16 protein-coding genes are annotated in these 19,177 nt (G+C 57.9%); 11 read left to right on the top strand and 5 right to left on the bottom strand.

Translation table 11 applies throughout. The annotated features are described in order from the left end of the window. Positions 1 to 150: 150 nt before the first annotated feature. On the top strand, positions 151 to 564 hold the full coding sequence (locus BJF97_RS07680) for a hypothetical protein (protein WP_014228246.1): 414 nt from the start codon (positions 151 to 153) through the stop codon (positions 562 to 564). Positions 565 to 831: 267 nt separating this feature from the next. Here BJF97_RS07680 and BJF97_RS07685 read toward each other — a convergent pair whose 3' ends face one another. Further along, the gene (locus BJF97_RS07685; protein WP_014228247.1) at positions 832 to 1,707 is read right to left on the bottom strand and encodes an extended-spectrum class A beta-lactamase OXY-1-1; all 876 of its coding nucleotides are present in this window, start codon (positions 1,705 to 1,707) and stop codon (positions 832 to 834) included. 162 nt (positions 1,708 to 1,869) lie between these two features. Here BJF97_RS07685 and BJF97_RS07690 point away from each other — a divergent pair, with 162 nt between their 5' ends. After that, positions 1,870 to 2,901 carry a Gfo/Idh/MocA family protein gene (locus BJF97_RS07690; RefSeq protein ID WP_032694600.1) on the top strand — a complete coding sequence of 344 codons (1,032 nt, stop codon included), beginning with the start codon at positions 1,870 to 1,872 and terminating at the stop codon, positions 2,899 to 2,901. Between the two features lie 43 nt (positions 2,902 to 2,944). Here BJF97_RS07690 and BJF97_RS07695 read toward each other — a convergent pair whose 3' ends face one another. Continuing rightward, on the bottom strand, positions 2,945 to 3,952 hold the full coding sequence (locus BJF97_RS07695; RefSeq protein ID WP_014228249.1) for a Gfo/Idh/MocA family oxidoreductase: 1,008 nt from the start codon (positions 3,950 to 3,952) through the stop codon (positions 2,945 to 2,947). Positions 3,953 to 4,056: 104 nt separating this feature from the next. Here BJF97_RS07695 and BJF97_RS07700 point away from each other — a divergent pair, with 104 nt between their 5' ends. The 9 genes from BJF97_RS07700 to BJF97_RS07740 all read left to right on the top strand — a co-directional run bounded on the left by BJF97_RS07700 (position 4,057) and on the right by BJF97_RS07740 (position 15,158). Further along, the gene (locus BJF97_RS07700; protein WP_032694599.1) at positions 4,057 to 5,076 is read left to right on the top strand and encodes a LacI family DNA-binding transcriptional regulator; all 1,020 of its coding nucleotides are present in this window, start codon (positions 4,057 to 4,059) and stop codon (positions 5,074 to 5,076) included. 449 nt (positions 5,077 to 5,525) lie between these two features. Beyond that, positions 5,526 to 6,449, top strand: a complete 924-nt coding sequence (locus tag BJF97_RS07705; protein WP_004848507.1) for a sugar ABC transporter substrate-binding protein — start codon at positions 5,526 to 5,528, stop codon at positions 6,447 to 6,449. Between the two features lie 24 nt (positions 6,450 to 6,473). Beyond that, on the top strand, positions 6,474 to 7,958 hold the full coding sequence (locus BJF97_RS07710; RefSeq protein WP_032694598.1) for a sugar ABC transporter ATP-binding protein: 1,485 nt from the start codon (positions 6,474 to 6,476) through the stop codon (positions 7,956 to 7,958). Between the two features lie 19 nt (positions 7,959 to 7,977). Next, positions 7,978 to 9,000, top strand: coding sequence for an ABC transporter permease (locus tag BJF97_RS07715; protein WP_176394052.1), 1,023 nt, complete (start codon positions 7,978 to 7,980; stop codon positions 8,998 to 9,000). Positions 9,001 to 9,253: 253 nt separating this feature from the next. Beyond that, complete coding sequence (locus tag BJF97_RS07720; protein WP_032694596.1) at positions 9,254 to 11,134, top strand: beta-glucoside-specific PTS transporter subunit IIABC; 1,881 nt, start codon at positions 9,254 to 9,256, stop codon at positions 11,132 to 11,134. Beyond that, the gene (locus tag BJF97_RS07725; RefSeq protein WP_032694595.1) at positions 11,131 to 12,555 is read left to right on the top strand and encodes a glycoside hydrolase family 1 protein; all 1,425 of its coding nucleotides are present in this window, start codon (positions 11,131 to 11,133) and stop codon (positions 12,553 to 12,555) included. The genes BJF97_RS07720 and BJF97_RS07725 overlap by 4 nt, the downstream gene beginning before the upstream one ends. Beyond that, a complete protein-coding gene (locus BJF97_RS07730) occupies positions 12,552 to 13,391 on the top strand; it encodes a PRD domain-containing protein (RefSeq protein WP_032694594.1) in 840 nt (279 codons plus the stop codon). Before BJF97_RS07725 ends, BJF97_RS07730 begins: the two co-directional genes overlap by 4 nt. Before the next feature lie 149 nt (positions 13,392 to 13,540). Beyond that, on the top strand, positions 13,541 to 13,879 hold the full coding sequence (locus BJF97_RS07735) for a helix-turn-helix domain-containing protein (protein WP_032694593.1): 339 nt from the start codon (positions 13,541 to 13,543) through the stop codon (positions 13,877 to 13,879). Then, positions 13,869 to 15,158: a type II toxin-antitoxin system HipA family toxin gene (locus BJF97_RS07740; protein WP_032694603.1), complete on the top strand. Its 1,290-nt coding sequence runs from the start codon at positions 13,869 to 13,871 to the stop codon at positions 15,156 to 15,158. Before BJF97_RS07735 ends, BJF97_RS07740 begins: the two co-directional genes overlap by 11 nt. Before the next feature lie 84 nt (positions 15,159 to 15,242). On the opposite strand, the gene BJF97_RS07745 is transcribed toward BJF97_RS07740, so the two are convergent. From BJF97_RS07745 to BJF97_RS07755, 3 genes are read right to left on the bottom strand one after another with little or no spacing between them, the layout of a single operon-like run. Beyond that, positions 15,243 to 16,247, bottom strand: coding sequence for a LacI family DNA-binding transcriptional regulator (locus BJF97_RS07745; protein WP_032694592.1), 1,005 nt, complete (start codon positions 16,245 to 16,247; stop codon positions 15,243 to 15,245). 30 nt (positions 16,248 to 16,277) lie between these two features. Continuing rightward, entirely contained in the window at positions 16,278 to 17,678 is a 1,401-nt protein-coding gene (locus BJF97_RS07750) for a sucrose-6-phosphate hydrolase (RefSeq protein ID WP_032694591.1), read from the bottom strand. After that, positions 17,678 to 19,048 (bottom strand): sucrose-specific PTS transporter subunit IIBC, encoded by a 1,371-nt coding sequence (locus BJF97_RS07755; protein ID WP_014837718.1) that lies wholly within the window; start codon positions 19,046 to 19,048, stop codon positions 17,678 to 17,680. The genes BJF97_RS07750 and BJF97_RS07755 overlap by 1 nt, the downstream gene beginning before the upstream one ends. Between the last annotated feature and the right edge of the window lie 129 nt (positions 19,049 to 19,177).

Consider the following 19,177-nt stretch of genomic DNA (forward strand, 5'->3'; position numbering starts at 1 on the left):
CCCGCTAAAACCAGGTCCCCTCGTTTCCCTGAACCGGGGGGCCTTTATTTCGACGTGTTTAATTCCGGCGAGCAATAATTGCGAATCAGCTTACTCCGGACACCTTATGTGCTATAACAGCGCGCATAAAAAACATAAGGTGTTAATTAAATGAAAAAAATAAAATTAATTGTTGGTGGCGTGATCTGTGCAAGTTATTTATTTACGTCAGTGTTATCAATGGCAAGTGATAATATCAACAACCATACCGTTCATTTTGATAAAGGCAGCAACGGCACGATAATAAAAAGCACCGTGACCGGTGACGGCGTTAACGACTATACGCTGGAGGCGAAAGCGGGCCAGATGATGCATATCAATATGAACAGCCAGCGGCCGCATCCTTATTTCAATGTTATCGCTCCTGATAATAATTCGATTTTTAACGGTTCTCTGAGCGGTGATACCTTTGAACAACGTCTGATGAGCAGCGGTAAATATACGGTGCGGGTTTATCAGATGGGCGGCGCGCGCGATGAAAGGAAAACCAGCGCTTACGCGCTGACGTTTAAAATTACCGACTAATATTTGGCGGCTGTCTATTCAGGCTGTCCCGGAGGCGGCGCGCTGCGCCTGTCCGGGCTACCGGCCCGCAGACGGTGGTGAACCCGTAGCCCGGTCAGCGCAGCGCCACCGGGAAACAAAGCGCAGAGTGGCTGAATTTCCCGGAGGCGATGCTGCACATCTGTCCGGGCTACCGGCCCGCAGACGGCGGGGAACCCGTAGCCCGGTCAGCGCAGCGCCACCGGGGAAACAAAGCGCAGAGTGTTGCAGAACGGGCCTGTTCCCGGGTTAAAGCCCTTCGGTGACGATTTTTGCCGCCGCGGCTAACACCTCTTTGCGGCTTTTCGCATCCTGCTGCGGCTGGGTAAAATAGGTCACCAGCACCAGCGGGGCATGATTTTCCGGCCAGATCACCGCAATATCGTTGGTGGTGCCGTAATCTCCGGCGCCGGTTTTATCCCCGACCGCCCAGCTTGCGGGCAGGCCTGCGCGAATGCTTTGCCCGCCGGTGGTATTGCCTTTTAGCCACGTCACTAACTGGGCGCGCTGCTGTTCGCCCAGCGCATTGCCCAGCGTCAGCTTGCGCAGGCTTTCGGCCATCGCCAACGGGGTGGTGGTATCGCGCTTATCGCCGGGAATCGCGCTGTTCAGCGCCGGCTCCGTACGATCGAGACGAAAAGTGACATCCCCGATACTCTGGGCGAATGCGGTCACCTTTTCCGGTCCGCCAAGGTAGCTAATCATCTTATTCATCGCGGTATTGTCGCTGTACTGCAGCGCCGCCGCGCTGAGTTCCGCCAGGGTCATTCCGCTTTGCAGATGTTTTTCGGTGATCGGGCTCCAGACCACTAAATCCGATTTTTTAATCTCCAGCCTTTTATTCACCACCTCTGGATTGCTTTCGCTCTGTTTTAACACCGCGGCGGCGGCCATCACTTTACCGGTGCTGCACATGGCAAAACGTTCATCGCCGCGATAGAGGGTTTGCGAATCATCTGCCGTGTTAATCAGCGCTACGCCCAGCCGACCGCCGGAACGTTTTTCTAAATCAGCCAGCTTTTGCTGGATAGCATCGGCACTGGCCCATAATGAACCGCTCGCCAGCAGCAGCGGAACGGCGGCGGCGGCCATCAGGGCGGTTTTACGCCACGAACTTTTCAACATCTCAGACTCCTTGATAGTGATGAGCTGCCCGGACTATCCGCGACTCCCGCGCTTTTGACAAGCACTATGTCGATGATGGAATTCCATCATTAATTCGTTATTCGTCCTCCTCTGCGCCTGCTTATAGTGTCTCCCCCCGGCAAAATAAAATCAGGAGCCGCTATGTTCCCGTCACAGTTACCAAAACCGCGCCATCCCGCCGCCTCGGCGATCCCCTCGCTGCGTTGGGCCATTATTGGCCCCGGCTGGATTGCCGAGCGCTTTGTGAAATCGTTAAAAGAGCTCAGCCACCAGCGGGTGGTTGCCGTCTCCTCGCGCACGCAGCAAAAAGCCGACGATTTCGCCGCCCGCTGGGGGATCCCGCAGGCTTATGCTCAGGTGGATGAGATGCTGGCGCGAGCGGATATTGATGCGGTTTACGTTGCCACGCCGCATAACCACCACTTTCCCGACGGGCTGCGGGTGCTGCAGGCGGGCAAACATGTGCTGATTGAAAAGCCGTTTGCGCTGAACCGGCGGGAAGGCGCGGCGCTGAAAGCGGAGGCCATGAAGCAGGGGACGCTGGCGATGGAGGCGATGTGGTGCGACTACGCGCCGAAGTATGACGTGATTCGCCAGCTGCTGGAGGACGGCGTGCTGGGCGATCTGCACACGCTGCTCGCCGATCACGGCGAGTTTTTTACCCCGGATCATCGCATTTTTAATGCCGATCTCGCCGGCGGGCCGATGATGGATCTCGGCAGCTATCTGACCTCATTCTGCGTGATGGTCGGCGGCGTGCCGCAGGACATTATCGCCCGCGGGCGTCCCGCCCAAAGAGGCGTCAACGGGCAGATTTCGATGCTGTTTAACTGGGAAAACGGCTTACAGGGATTGCTCAATACCACCCTGTTCAGCAACACGCCGGGCGGCGCGGTGGTGGCCGGGCGCGATGCGACCCTTACCCTCGACGGGCAGTTCTACGCGCCGGGGAATTTTACCCTCGCCGCCAGCCAGGGCGGGCAGGTGCTGCGCTGGGAGGAGCCGCGCAACCGCTACGACCAGCTGTTTTATCAGGCCGAACATTTTGCCTGGTGCGTGGGGCAAGGGCTTACGGACTCGCCGATCCGCCCGCTGGCCAGGGTGCTGGAAAACCTGAGCGTGATGGACGAAGTGCGGCGGCAGATTGGCGTGATATTTAACGAGGAGCGTTAACGGCGCGCCGTTGCCCCGTATGCCGACCGCATACGGGGCTTTTTTACGCCAGCGGTTCGACGCTGACAAACTGCCCTTGCCGCAGGGAAAGCACGGCGGCTTCGGCGATAGCCTGCGCCCGCAGCCCGTCCAGCAGCCCCGGCAGGTCCGGCACCGCTTCTCCGCCTAGCGAGCGGACAAAAGCATCCAGATGCGCGTAGTACGACCCCTCGACGCGACTGAACCAGTCCGGATAGAGGCCGGGCTGAATGCAGCGCGCTCCCTGCCACAGCGTGACGCCGCGCGATGCCTGGCTGCCGGACTCTATCACTCCCTGCGGGCCAAGCAGGCTAATGCGCTCATCGTAGCCGTGGCCGGTGCGCCGGGTGTTGTCCAGCTGCGCCAGCGCGCCGCCGCGCATCCGCAGCATGACAATGGAGGTATCGACATCGTCGAATTCGGCAATTTCCGCCAGCGCCAGCGCAGCCCCCAGCGCGGCGACGGTCGTCACTTCATCACCGGTAAGAAAGCGCAGCAGGTCAAAGAAGTGAATCGCCTGGTCGCGCATCTGGCCGCCTGAGCTGCGCAGATATTCCAGCGGCGGCATAACCGATGCCCGACACACCATCTGAACCAGTTCGATTTTGCCAATCGCGCCCGCCTCGATCTCCCGGCGCAGCTGCTGGTGGCTGGCGTCGAAGCGGCGGTTAAAGCCAACGGTCACCGGTACCCCGAGCGGCAGCACTTTCTCGACGACCTGGCGGGCGCGGGCCAGCGAAAGATCGATCGGTTTTTCGCAGTAGACCGCTTTTCCCGCGCGCGCGGCGGCTTCCAGCAGCGCCGCGTGTGAAGGCGTCGAGCTGGCGATCAGTACCGCGTCAATGGCGTCGCTATTGATGGCTTCGGCAACGGTTACCGCCCGCGCGCCGTAGCGGGAAGCCAGCGCTTTCGCCCGCTCGGGATCGGCGTCGGCCACCATGGCCAGAAGGGTTCGCTCATGGCGAGCTAGGCTGGCGGCGTGAACCTGGCCAATAAAACCGCTGCCCAACAATGCAAAACGAATGCAGGTCATTTTTTTCTCCAGAAAGAGGGATTTAGCGTTGCCAAAGTAATCCGTTTGCTACACTGACCGACACGGGCGTTTTGATGGATTTCCATCATGGGGGAGACGAGACGATGAAAAGCATTTCGCTGGAGGCGCTGGCTAAACGGATTGGCGTGGGCGTCGCGACCGTTGACCGGGTGCTTAACGAACGCGGCGGCGTGTCGCCGGAAACCACGCGCAGGGTGCTGCAGGCCGCGCGGGAGGCCGGGCTGAAGCGCATTCTGCCGGAAGAGCGCCGTCTCCCGTGGCAAATAGAAGTGTTTCTCAGCGATAACGATTCGCGCTTTTTCTCCCGTCTGACGCAGGATTTCGCCGACGTGGCGGATAGCCTTGGCTATCGCCGGCTGACGCTGCACCGCACGCTGGTGGCGGAGTCCGCGCCGGAAAAGCTGGCGAAAAGCCTTATCCGCAGCAGCAAAAAGCGCCATGCGATAATTGTCTTTGGCAACGAACATCCGCGGGTCTATGACGCCTTGCGCCAGTGTCGCGAGGCGAACGTGCCGGTGATTACGCTGGTCACCGATCTCCCCGGCGCGCAGAGGCTTTGCCACGTCGGGATCGATCAGCAGCAGGCCGGCCGCACCGCGGGCAGGATGATGGGGTTAATGGCGCACCGTCCTGGAGAAGTGCTGATGCTCAGCGGGCGCCAGGACTTCAGCGCTCATCGCTTGCGGATTCAGGGATTTCGCGAGGTGATTAGCCAGCGCTTTCCGCATCTGCTGCTGGGCGAGGTTTTGGCGGGGGAGGACAACCGACAGCGAATCGACCGCCTGCTGGAAGAGGCCCTGCGCCGCAACCGCGACGTAGTGGGCATCTACAATACCGGGCTGGGCAACACGCAGGTGGCGCAGGCGCTGGCTCGCCATCGCCGCTACGGCGAGTGCTGCTGGATGACCCATGAACGCTACAGCACCACCCGTGAACAGCTGGCCCAGGGGGGAATGGCGCTGACGATCGATCAAAACCCGCGCCAGCATGCCCGTCTGGCGGTGGAGCTGGCCCTGCGCCATCTGGAAACCGGCTATCAGCCGCATCTGTTCAGCGACGGCAAGGTCGAATTTATCCTTTACAGCGCTGAAAACGTCGACTGAGCGCCCGCGGCCCGCGGGGCGACATCCCCTTTTACACCCTATCTCCTGTCTCGTTTTAAACCGCTGCCGCTATCGGCGCGCCGCGCGGCAAACCGTCGCCTGCCTCTCATTTTTTGCGCATTTATGCGTCAATGTTAGATGTGTGTCAAAGTTCTGTTAACACGCAGTTTTAAAATTTTCATTTCAGTTATTTACTTATAAAAGTTTCATATGTGTTGTTAATGAAATAAACGGTCTGGAATTTTTCTTCCGCTATAAATGGACTAATGTTTCAAAAAACCATTTTAAAACAACTGAATTTTGTGATTTCGATCAACAACAAAAAATGCACCAGCGCGCGGGCTGTTTTTTCAAAAAGCTGGAAAAGCAGGCGCTTAACGCTCAATTAATGAAACTATTTTTTCATTTTACCTTACCTAACCGATGTACCTGAAAATAAAGGATCCACGATGAATATTAAGAAAACGGTTGTTGCCTCTTTGATAGCCTGCATGCTGCCAGCGGTCGTGATGGCGAAAGATATTTCGGTCGGTGTTTCCATGGCGCTATTCGATGACAACTTCCTGACGATTCTGCGCACCGCAATGCAAAAAGAGATGCAAAAAGATGGCGTTAAGGCGCAGGTGGAAGATGCCAAAGGCGACGTCTCCCAGCAGCTACAGCAGGTACAGAACTTTATTGGCCAGGGCGTCGACGCGATTATCGTCAACCCGGTCGACACCAACGCGGTCAAACCGATTATGGACCAGGCGACCAAAGCGGGCATTCCGCTGATCTTTGTTAACCGCCGCCCGCAGGCGCAGCTGACCGACAAAATGGCCTACGTTGGCTCCGACTCGGTGCTGGCGGGGCGCTTACAGATGGAAGCGTTAGCCAAAGCGATGAACGGCAAAGGGAACGTCGCCATTCTGCTCGGCGACCTGGCGAATGAATCGACCCGTGACCGCACCAAAGGCGTCGAAGAGGTGGTGGCGAAGTACCCGGATATCAAAATCGTGCAGAAGCAGACCGCGAAATTTACCCGCAACGATGCCGTTGACGTGGTCAGTAACTGGATGACCAGCGGCGAAGACATTCAGGCCATCGCCTCCAACAACGATGAAATGGCTATCGGCGCGCTGCAGGCGCTGGGTAAAAACCCGAACCATATCCTGATTGCCGGGGTGGACGGGACGCCCGATGCCCTGCAAATGCTCAAAAACGGCAAGATGATCGCCACGATTTTCCAGGATGCCAAAGGGCAGGGCGAAGGCGCGGTGGATGCCGCCATTAAGCTGGCCAACGGCGAGAAAGTGGAAAAGATCATCGACGTCCCTTACCAGCTGATCACCAAAGACAACATGGCTGAGTTCGTTAATCGCAACCAGAAATAGTCGCTCAGGGTACGGAGGTGAAGTATGAACGCTTTTGCACTTGAAGCCGAAGGGATCAGCAAATTCTTCCCCGGCGTGAAGGCGCTCGACAACGTCTCATTACGCGTGCGCCCGGGGACGGTGCACGCGCTGATGGGCGAAAACGGCGCCGGAAAATCCACGCTGATGAAATGCCTGATCGGGATCTACCGTCCCGATAAGGGCGCGATCCGCGTTAAAGGGGAGCCGGTCCAGTTTCAGGATACGATGGACGCGCTGCGCGCCGGGATCTCGATGATCCACCAGGAGCTGAATCTGGTGCCGCATATGACGGTGGCGGAAAATATCTGGCTCGGCCGCGAGCCGATGAAATACGGTTTTGTCGATCATCGCCAGCTTGCCCGCCAGACGCAGGATCTGCTGGATAAACTCAATATCCGGCTATCCGCCGACCGGCTGGTGGGGGAGTTAAGTATCGCCTCCCAGCAGATGGTGGAAATTGCCAAAGCGGTTTCGTGGAACGCGGATATTGTGATTATGGATGAGCCGACCTCGGCGTTAACCGAAAGCGAAGTGGCGCATCTGTTTACCATTATTCGCGATTTACGCCAGCAGGGAAAAGCCATTATTTATATCAGCCATAAAATGGATGAGATTTTCGCGATTACCGATGAGATCAGCGTATTTCGCGATGGCACCTGGGTCGGCAGTAAACATACCACCGAGTTTACCCGTCAGTCGCTGATCACCCAGATGGTCGGCCGGGAGCTCACCCAGCTCTTTCCCAAGTTCAATAACGCCATTGGCGAAGAGGTGCTGACCGTCCGCAATCTGTCGCGCAAGGGGGTCTTTCACGATATCAACTTTAGCGTACGCCGCGGCGAAATCCTCGGCGTGGCGGGGCTGGTGGGGGCCGGACGCAGCGAAGTGATGGAGAGCCTGTTCGGCATGGATAAAGCCGATAGCGGCGAAGTGCTGATTGAGGGAGTGCCGGTCACGATTGACTCGCCTTCGACGGCGATTGAAAAAGGGATGGCGCTGCTGACGGAAGACCGCAAAAAGTCCGGACTGTTTCTCGTGCTGTCGGTGCTGGAGAATATGAGCATCGTCAAAATGTCGGAATATATCGGTAAAACCGGCTTTGTTCAGCACCTCAAAATGGCCGAAGACTGCATGGAGCAGATCCGTCGCCTGAATATTAAAACCCCCACCATGGATCAGATTATTAATAACCTCAGCGGCGGTAATCAGCAGAAGGTACTGATTGCCCGCTGGCTGCTGGCCCAGCCGAAAATACTGATTCTCGATGAGCCGACGCGCGGAATCGACGTCGGGGCGAAAGCGGAAATTTACCATCTGATCAGCGAGCTGGCCAACCGCGGCGTGGCGGTGATTATGGTCTCTTCAGAATTGCCTGAGATTCTCGGGATGAGCGATCGGGTGATGGTCATGCATGAAGGGCGTATTACCGGCATCCTCAATAAAGAGGACGCCGACCAGGAAACCATTTTGTCGTTGGCATCCCATTGAGGCACAGAGAATGAGCAATATGAAAATAACGGCGACCCCGATCACTGAGAAACCCTCTTTCTTTGGGCAATTACGCCACCGGCTGCCGAAAGATACCGGGATATTTATCGTCATGCTGGTGATTGCCCTGACGTTTGAAATTGCCGGCTGGTACGTCCGCGACCAGTCCTTTTTATTAAACACCAATCGCCTGATATTAATTGTTTTGCAGGTAGCGATTATCGGTATTATCGCCGTCGGGGTCACCCAGGTCATTATTACCACCGGCATTGACCTCTCCTCCGGCTCGGTGATCGCTCTCGCCGCCGTGGTGGCGGCAAGCCTCGCGCAAACCTCCGATAGCCTGTCGCCGATGTTCCCGTCGCTGGTCAATATGCCGGCGATTATCCCGATTGGCGCCGGCATCGGCGTCGGTCTTCTATGCGGCTTAACCAACGGCTTTCTGGTGACCCGCACCGGCATCCCGCCGTTTATCGCGACGCTTGGAATGATGGTGTCGGCGCGCGGTCTGGCGCAGTACTACACTCAGGGCAACCCAATCAGCTTCTTATCCGACAGCTTTACCGCCATCGGCCAGGGGGCGATGCCGGTGATTATTTTCTTCGTCGTCGCCGCGGTCTTCCATATCGCCCTGAAGCATACCCGCTACGGTAAATACGTTTACGCTATCGGCGGTAACATGACGTCGGCCAGGGTCTCCGGTATCAACGTGAATAAATACCTGGTGATCGTCTATGCCATCGCCGGGGCGCTCTCCGGCCTCGCGGGCGTGGTGCTGGCGGCGCGCGTCAGCAGCGGGCAGTCGAGCATGGGCATGTCCTACGAACTGGATGCTATCGCCGCGGCGGTTATCGGCGGCAGCAGCCTGATGGGCGGGGTGGGGCGCATCACCGGGACCTTAATCGGCGCGATGATCCTCGGCCTGATTAAAAGCGGGTTTACCTTTGTCGGCGTCGACGCCTACGTGCAGGATATTATCAAAGGCATCATTATCGTCGCGGCGGTGACTATCGATATGCGCCGCAACCGCAAAAAGCATTGATTTTTTATGGCCTGCAGCCGCTATCGCCGTAGGCCATAAATTATTTTAAATAAGAATTTACTTAATCCAGTTCACACTTTTGTTCGGTCGCCATTGTCATTACGCAGGGGCGCTTAGATAATCCGCCGAAATAACCCATTTTTATGATGGCGTGCTACTGCGAAAGCAGGCAAGACCAAAATAGAAATGCTCTCCCGCCAAGGGGAGCGTCTCTGTTTTGGTCTTTTTTTTTGCCCCAACACCAGGGAACACTATGAACTATAACGAAACAGCAGACAAAATCCTCCACGCGGTGGGCGGTGCGGAGAACATCCGTATGCTCACCCATTGCGCGACCCGGCTGCGCATGGAGTTCAACGACCGCGCAAAGGTTAACGATGCGCAGATTGGCGCCCTTCCCGGCGTGATCAGCGTAGTGGAGAAGGGCGGCCAGTTCCAGATAGTTATCGGCAATGAGGTGCAGCAGGTTTATCGCCTGCTCAATAAGGCGCTGCCGGAGAAAAAAGGCCCGGCAGGCGGCGATAAAAACGCGAAGCCGGCCGGCATCGTCGCCCGGATTATCAGCGTTATTTCGACCACCTTTACCCCGGTGATCCCGGCGATTACCGGCGCGGGGATGATTAAAGCGCTGCTGGCCATTCTCAAGCTCACGGGGGTGATTAGCGAAACCAGCTCGACGTATCAGCTGCTGAATATTATTGCCGACGCCGCCTTCTTCTTCCTGCCGGTGCTGCTGGCCTACGGCGCATCGCTGAAGTTTGAATGCAACCCGATTCTGGCGATGACCCTCGCGGGCGTGCTGCTGCATCCGGGCATCGGCCAGATGCTGGCGGCCGGTAAAGCGGTGGATTTTGTCGGCATCAACGTCCTGCTTTCCGATTACGCCGGTTCGGTGCTGCCGATTATTCTGACCGTGTGGCTGATGTCGTGGGTGGAGCGCTTCGCCGAAAAAGTGTCGCCATCGATTATCAAGTTTTTCGTTAAGCCGATGCTGATTCTGCTGATTACCGCGCCGCTGGCGCTGGTGGTGGTCGGCCCGGCGGGCATTTTGCTTAACGATCTGGTCGCCGCCGGGGCGGGCGCTATCGACCGCCACGCCAGCTGGTTAATCCCGATGCTGATGGGCACCCTGCAGCCCTTCCTGATCATCACCGGCACCGCCTGGGCGATGACGCCGATCGCCACCGGTCAGCTGAGTAAAAGCGGTTACGAGATGATTAACGGCCCGGGGATGCTGGCATCAAACGTGGCGATGGGAGCGGCGACGCTGTGCGTGGCGCTGAAAACCAAAAATAGCAACCTGCGCCAGCTGGCCTCTTCCTCGGGCTTTACCGCGCTGCTGGGGATCACCGAACCGGCGCTGTACGGGGTGCTGCTCAAGTTCCGCCGGGTGCTGATTGCCGCGATGATCGGCGGCGGCTGCGCCGGGGTCTACGCCGGGGTGAGCGGGCTGGTGCGCTACGCGTTTGTCTCGCCAGGCCTCGCGGCGCTGCCGGCGTTTATCGGTGAAAACCCGATGAACATCGTTCATGCGCTGGTGACCTGCGCGATTTCCATCGTGGTGACCTTTACCCTGACCTGGTTTATCGCCTTCAAAGATGTTCCTGAGGAACAAGAAGCGGTGGACGAGGCGCCGCAGCCTGCGGTGAGCGCTAAAAGCGAGGGGGAGACGGAAGTATTAAGCCCGCTGCGCGGTCAGGTGCTGGCGCTCAGCGACGTGAACGACGACGTCTTTTCCGGCGGTCTGCTGGGCGAGGGGCTGGCGATTCGTCCCGAAGAGGGAGTACTGCGCGCGCCGTTTAGCGGTACGGTGATGATGTTTCTGCCCTCCTGCCACGCCGTTGGCCTGCAGAGCGACAGCGGTCTTGAGCTGCTGATCCATATCGGTATCGACACCGTCAATCTTAACGGCCAGCACTTTAGCTCTACCCTGAAGGTGGGTGATAGGGTGGAAGCGGGACAGGCGCTGATCCGCTTTGATATTCCCGCCATCGAACAGGCCGGATACGACCTGATTACCCCGGTGATTGTGGTCAACGGCGACGCGCAGCGCGCTCTGCGCTTCACCGCCGCCGCGCAGGTGGATTACGGCGAACCCCTGATGGTGCAATCCGCTAAGGAGGCGCAGGTATGATTTATCAACAGCAGGCCCGGTTCCCGGACGGTTTTCTGTGGGGCGCGTCCACCTCGGCCTATCAGGTTGAGGGCGCGTGGAATGAAGACGGTAAAGGACCGTCGGTAGTCGACATGCTCAGCCATCCGCCGGGTACGGCGGACTTCCGCATCGCCAGCGACCACTATCACCGGGTGGAGGAGGACGTCGCGCTGATGGCGCAGATGGGGCTGAAGGCCTACCGCTTTTCGGTGGCCTGGTCGCGGGTGATACCGGACGGCGACGGCGCGGTGAATCCGCGCGGGCTGGCCTTTTATCACCGCCTGATCGACGCCCTGACGCGCCACGGGATTACCCCCATCGTGACGCTCTACCACTTCGACCTGCCGTGGGCGCTGGAGCTAAAAGGCGGCTGGCTGAACCGCAAAACCGGGGAGGCGTTCGTGCGCTATGCCCGGCTGCTGTTCAGCGAGTTTGCCGATAAAGTTCCGCTCTGGCTGACCATTAACGAACAGAACACCATGATCCTGCATCCCGGCGCGATTGGCGTGCCCGCCGATCGCGAACTGCCGGACAAGAAAGCGCTGTACCAGCAGAATCACCAGATGATGCTGGCCCAGGCGCAGATCTTCGCCCTGTGCCACCGCGAGTTCCCCGGGCTGCGCATCGGCCCGGCGATAAACACCACGTCGATGTACGCCGAAAGCTGTAAGCCGGAGGACGCCATCGCCGCGCATAATTGGGAGACGCTGCGCTGCTGGAGCTTTCTGGACGTTGCGGTGCATGGGCGCTACAACGCCCTGGCGTGGGCCTATATGCAGGATCGCGGCCTCGCGCCGGAACTGCAGCCGGAGGATGCGCTGATTTTGCAGCAGGGGAGGCCGGACTTTATCGCCATTAATTACTACTCGACCGCCACCATTGCCGCCAGCCGGGGCGACGGCGGGGACGTTGCGCCCCGCGCGGGCGATCAGCAAATTATGCTGGGCGAAGAGGGGGTTTATCGTCCGGCGGAAAATCCGTGGGTTGGCAAAACCCCCTACGGCTGGGTTGTTGACCCGGTGGGGCTGCGCCTGACGCTGCGTAAAGTGTGCGAGCGCTACGGTCTGCCGATTCTGATTAGCGAAAACGGGATGGGCGCGCCGGACAAGCTGGAGCATGACGGGACGGTAAATGATGACTATCGCATCGCCTTCTTACAGGCGCATATCGAGCAAATGCGGCTGGCGATAGCCGACGGCGTCGAGCTGATGGGCTACTGCCCGTGGGCGGCGATTGACGTGGTCAGCACTCACCAGGGATACGCCAAGCGCTACGGTTTTATTTATGTCGATCGCGGCGAGGATGACCTGAAGCGCCTGCAAAGGATCCGCAAACGCAGCTTCTGGTGGTATAAGGATGTCATCGCGCAAAACGGCAACCACGACGAGTCGCAGAGATGATTGTTCAGAAGGTGCTCAATAATAGCCTCGTGCTCTCGATGGACGACGATAACAGGGAGGTTATCGTCATGGGGAAAGGCATTGGTTTCAATAGCAGGCCCGGCGATGCAATCGCCCCGGAGAAGATAGAGAAGCTATTCGTAACCCAGACGCTCGGCGCGCGCAGCGGCTATCTTGAGGCGCTCTCCGCCATTCCGGATGAGGTCATCGAAATGGCGGCGATGATTATTTCCCGCGCCAATCTGCAGCTCGCCGGCAAAGTCCGCGAGCAGATTTTCTTTACCCTCGCCGACCATCTGACTTTCGCCATCGAGCGCAGCCGTAAAGGGATCGCCATTCAAAATCGCCTGCTGCCGGAAGTCAGGCGTTTTTATCCGCAGCAGTTTCGCGTCGCCAGCGAGGCGGTGACGATTATTCGCCAGCAGTACGGGATCGAACTACCGGAGGAGGAAGCCGGGAATATCGCCTTTCATCTGGTAAACGGCCAGAGCGAGGGCGACGACGTGGCGCAGACCATGCAGTCGGTGAAAATGCTGAAGGATATTTTTAATCTCGTGCAGTACCACTTTAAGCAGCAGATAGACACCGACTCGATAAACTACTCGCGCTTTCTGGTCCATATGCAGTTTTTCCTCCAGCGTTTACAGGAGGGGGAGCTGGACGGCGCGCGGGACAGTTTTCTGCTGGTGCAGGTGATTAAGGCGTATCCGGACGCATACCGCTGCGCGCTGCTAATCCGCGATTACGTCAAAGCCCAGCTCGATATCACCCTCGGCGGTAACGAGCTGTTGTGGCTCACCGTTCATCTGGTGCGGATCGCGGGACTGGATGCGTGATTGTGTTCTATTAGTAGGGCGTAATAGCCATTTCTGTTTTTTTTATGGGACATGAGCTCTTTGGAATGACTGAGTTGGCTCATTTGTAGTGTTCTATAAACAGGTTATAATCGCTAACTACGTTCTATTAATAAGACAAGAGAAGCATTATGGCAAAGCCGTCAACCCGAACCTACTCTCGTTACAGTCGCGATGCAGCACGGTTGCTGGGAATGATGATCCGCACCGCACGCATAGAATCCAGACTCACTATCGAGGAGCTGGCAGAACGTGCTGGCGTGTCGCGTGGGCTGGTTTATCGTGCTGAGGAAGGCGATATGGGATGTGCGATTGGCGCGGTATTTGAACTGGCGACAATAGTGGGCGTGCCGCTGTTTACGCCAGATCGTTCTGCTCTGGCGTTACATATTGCTAATGCAGAGAAAACGCTGTCATTAATGCCGCGTGCGGTTCATCACTCAAGGAAGGTGATAAATGATGACTTCTGAGAATAGCCTTGAGCAAGTGTATGTCTGGATCTGGCTGCCTGGAGCAACAGAACCCGTTGTCGCCGGAGTGTTAAGCAGAGACAACGGTCGGTTTATTTTCAACTACGGCCGCAGTTATCTGGAGCGGAAAGAGGCGATAGCGGTTTATGTGCCGGAGCTTCCTTTAGTCAGAGGCGCAATTGTACCTGCCCCTGGTTTGCAAATGGCTGGCGCGTTACGCGATGGAGCTCCTGATGCCTGGGGGCGGCGAGTTATTCTGAACCGACTGATGGGCGCACAAGGCAGAGAGACCGATCCCAACACCCTGGATGAAATGACCTACTTACTTGAGTCCGGTTCCGATCGGATTGGTGGTCTTGATTTTCAGCGCTCTGCGACGGAGTACGTTCCACGCGCGGCCCGAGGAGCATCGCTTGAAGAGCTTATGCAGGCAGCGTCGATGGTGGAAAACGGTATACCGTTAACCGTCGATCTTGAACAGGCGTTATTTCACGGCACTTCACTCGGTGGAGCACGACCAAAAGCGATGATCGAATTTGGGAATCATAAATTTATCGCTAAATTTTCTTCTTCAACAGATACCTATAATGTTGTTAAAGGCGAATATATCGCCATGCGCCTGGCAGGCTGCGTTGGATTGAATGTTGCGCCTGTTCTCTTTCGCCATACTGCTGGTAAAGATGTTTTGCTTATCGAGCGTTTTGATCGCGTCCAAAGCAAGACCGGTTGGCAACGCCGCCTGATGGTGTCAGCGCTGACTATCTTTGGTCTTGATGAAATGATGGCAAGATATGCGAGCTATGAAGATTTGGCGGACATTATACGTCAGCGTTTTAGTGCCCCTAAAGAGACGCTGCGGGAGCTGTTTGGGCGGCTTGTTTTTAACATTATTTGTGGTAATACCGACGATCATGCCAGAAACCATGCGGCATTTTGGGATGGTAAAAGGCTTAGCCTGACGCCTGCATATGACATTTGTCCTCAAGGGAGAGCCGGCAATGAAGCCACGCAGGCTATGCTGATCGTAGGCGAAAATCGGATGAGTAACCTTGCGGTTTGCCTGTCGGCTGCCGACCGTTTTTTACTGAGCAGACGTGAAGCCATTGAGCTTATTGCCCATTATCTCGATACGGTCCATATGAACTGGAAAGCCCTCGGCGATGAGGTGGGGTTAAGTGAAGTGGACAGAAAACTCTTCTGGGGAAGGATGTTTTTAAATCCTTTCATATTTGAAGGCGCGCCAGAAGAGATTTTGAGACTACGTAAGTCGTGGCTTTAATGCGTCCGGTGCCACTGCATTTTCAACGCGGCAAGACAAATAGTCCGTTAACGCGTTTCGATAACCTTTTAAACCTCCGTAGTATCACCGATGCCGAAACTGCAGCGTCGCCGGCAGGTAGCGCTGTAGCGGCTCAGGCGTATTGCCGTCAATCAGCTGGCTGATTAAATCGTAGCAGTGCCAGGCCAGCTGGCGGTTGTCCTGCTGGACGGTATCAATACGCAGCGACAGTGAATCGTAGAGATAGTGATCGTCAAAACTTGCCAGGTGGATGTCTGAATCCAGCAAATGGTGCTGGCTCATATAGCGCAGCACCCCTTCCAGCAGACCACAGGCGGCGGTAAACAGCGCCTTTGGCGGCCGGCCCAGGCGCGCGCAGAGGGCGGCGAACATCTCATAGCCGGAGCTGGGGTGATAGTTGCCGTTGATCACCCACTCCGGGCGCAGCGCAATGCCCGCCTGAGTCAGACCCTGCGTAAACCCGGCCAGGCGATCGCGGGAGGGCGACAGACGCGGCTGGCCGCCTAAAAACCAGAACTCATCGTGATGCTGAGGCGCGATGCGGGAAATCAGCTCCGCCGTCGGGGTAATCGAATCGGTCATCACCAGCGGCAGCGCGCTTTCAGTAGGACAGCGGTCAAACAGCACCACCGGCAGCTGTTCGCTGAGCTTCAGGTAGTCGGCATCGCTGTGCATACAGGAGGCGACGATCAGACCGTCGACCTGGCGGGCAATCATGTTATTGACCACCATGCTCTCCTGACCGGGGTTTTCATCGGTACAGGAGATCAGCAGCTGGACGCCCGCTTCGCGGCACAGCATCTCCAGCTCATGGGAAAAGACCGCAAAGCCGTAGTTGGTGATCTCCGGCACCACCAGGCCGATGGTGTGGCTGCGGTTATCGCGCAGCGAGCGGGCGTGAATGCTCGGCTGATAGTGCTGCTCGCGGGCAATCGCCAGCACGCGCTCGCGCGTTTCCTGCGCCACGCGCAACTCCTTGCCACGACCGTTCAGCACCAGGCTGGCGGTCGCTTTGGAAACGCCCGCCAGTTCGGCGATATCTTTAATGGTTACGCGTTTGGTTTTCATTACGACGCCATGAGCCTGAAAGCAAAACGCTTATTCTATCATGCATGTTCGCAGCGGCCAGTAGCAGAATGCATCCGGCGCGCTGCCGGAGAAAATCAGCTGCGCCGGATAATCGGGGAAGCAGCGGCTGCTCATCACCCCCTCGCCGTCGTTGATGAAAATCTCCACGCTCGACCGATCGATGAAAATCCGCAGCGAGCGCACCTCGCCGCGCCAGTAGCGATAGTGCATTTCGTCGCTGGCGAGGCTGCGTCGCGCCAGACGGATACCGCTGGCGTCGCGCTCCAGGGTTAACGCGCCGCCGAAATCAAGGCTTAGCGCGTCGTCGCCGGCGGTTTGCAGGGCGATTTCCATCGGCGCCAGCGGCAGTGCGTTCCCCTGCCAGCCGTGTGCCTCCCCGCGCAGGGCGGTCAGCTCGCGCAGCGGACGCTGGTAGAGCCGGCCGTCGATAAATTCCAGCTCGCGCAGGCAGGTCATCTGGTGGATCCAGCCGCTGGCAAGCGTCGGCTGAAGCATCTCTTCACCGTCCGGGACGCCCATCCAGCCGACCAGCAGGCGGCGGCCATCGCTGGTGTGCATGGTTTGCGGGGCATAAAACTCAAACCCGGCGTCCAGTTCGTGCAGCTCGCCGTGTTTGAACGCGGCGCGGTGGTCGTCGAAACTACCGGCCATCCACACCGCCGGATAGGTATTGAGGAAGCGCTCGTCTTCGCGGGCAATCCCCTGCGGGCAGCAGATCAGAATATGCTGGTCGCCGAGCGGAAACAGATCCGGACACTCCCACATATAGCCGGCGTCGTCGAGGCCATTGAGGCCGTAGCCGGCGATTTCGCCCTCGCTGCGCCACTGATGAAGGTCCGGGGAGCTGAACAGCAGCACCTTACCGCGCTTTTGCCGATCCTGCGCCCCCAGCACCATGTACCAGCGGTCTTTATGCCGCCAGACCTTCGGGTCGCGCACGTGGCCGGTATAGCCCTCCGGCAGCGGCAGGACCGGACCGATTTTGCGGAAGGTACCGTCGGCGTTTTCCGTCGCCAGGCACTGCCACGCGGTTCGGCCGCCGTCGTCAAACTTCACGTTGCCGGTATAGCACAGGGTGAGCGTACCGTTGTTATCCACCGCGCTGCCGGAGTAGCAGCCGTTGCGGTCGTACTCTTCATCCGGCATCAGCGCAATAGGCTCATGCCGCCAGCGCAGCAGATCCTCTGAACTCCAGTGCGCCCAGCACTTGAACTTATGATCGCAGGCGAGCGGGTTCCACTGGTAGAACAGATGATAGCGCCCGGCAAACTCGACAAAGCCGTTGGGGTCGTTCATCAGCCCGGTCACCGGCGCATGGTGCCAGCGCGGATAATGGCTATCGGCCAGCGCGCGCGGCTGGCCCTGCATAACGGCCTGCAAAATCGCAGGCAGACGTGATGGTAGTGACATTATTCAGCGTCCGTTTTGTATTTCAGCAGCAGAGAGACGACGAAAGCGACGCCAAAGGCGATGACCATGCCGATAATGTAGTTCAGCAGCGAGCTGGCCTGCACGATGGCCATGCCGGGAATCGCCGTCAGGCCGACTGCGGTCATATAGACGTGCACTGACACGACCCACGCGCCGCCCGCCGCGCCGCCGATCAGCGCCGCGATAAACGGCTTCATGAAGCGTAAGTTGATACCAAAAATCGCCGCCTCGGTGATGCCCAGCATAGCGGAAAACGCCGAGGGCAGCGCAATGGCTTTGATTTTGACGTCTTTGGTTTTAAACCATACCGCCAGGCAGGCGCCGCCCTGGGCGACGTTGGCCATGGACCAGATCGGCAGCAGGAAGTTGACCCCGATGGACGGGTTGCCCAGCAGTCCGGCTTCGATGGCGTGGAAGCTGTGGTGAATACCGGTAATGACGATAACCGAATAGAGACCGCCAAACAGCAGCCCGGCCAGCCAGCCGGCGTGGCTAATCAGGGTGCTGAGGACAAACGAAATGCCGTCGCCGAGCGCGCGACCGGCCGGGCCGATAATCAGCAGGGCGATAAAACCGGAAATAATCACCGTCAGGAACGGCGTCAGGATCAGGTCCAGGGCATCGGGGATCGCGCGGCGCAGCTGCTTCTCAACGATGCTCATAAACCACACCGCCAGCAGAACCGGGAACACCGTCCCCTGATAGCCGATCATGGCGATTTCGAGGCCGAAGAAGTTCATGGTATGGAAACCGGCGGCCACGCCCCAGGCGTTAGTCAGTGCCGGGTGGGTCAGAATGCCGCCGAGCGTTGCGCCGAGATAGGGGTTACCGCCGAATTCGCGGGCAGCGGTAAAGCCAATCAGGATCGGCAGAATGATAAACGCCGCCGAACTGCACATATCCAGCATGATGTAGAGGGCGTTGCTCGGATCAACCCAGCCGTAGGTTTTGACCATCCCCAGCAGGCCCATCAGCAGGCCGGAGGCGACGATAGCCGGGATAATCGGTACGAAGATGTTCGACAGCAGGCGCGCGATGCGCTGGAAAGGATTAAGCTTTTTCGCCGCGATGTCGGCGGCCTCCGATTTGCTGGATTCGCTAATACCTGCCGCCTGAATAAAGGCGGCATAGACTTTATTCACCACCCCGGTGCCGAAAATAATCTGCATCTGCCCGGCATTGCGGAAACAGCCCTTAACCCCTTCAATTTTGCCGATAGCCTGCTGGTCGGCCAGCGCGTCATCGACCAGCACCAGGCGCAGGCGCGTGGCGCAGTGCGCGGCGCTGGCGATATTTTCCTTGCCTCCCAGAAGCGGAAGCAGCGAGCGGGAAATCTGTTCAAAATCCATAGTACCCTCTGAATGCGTAAAAAAATTCGTGTTGTCGTCCCGCGTTAACGGGGGCGCAGTCTCTGCGTCGTTATTGTGTCCGGGGCGATGAAAGGCGCGTCATCGCCCCGGAGGGGCCTGTCGTCAGGC

Source organism: Klebsiella sp. LTGPAF-6F, from assembly GCF_001753185.1.
Classification (GTDB): domain Bacteria; phylum Pseudomonadota; class Gammaproteobacteria; order Enterobacterales; family Enterobacteriaceae; genus Klebsiella; species Klebsiella michiganensis.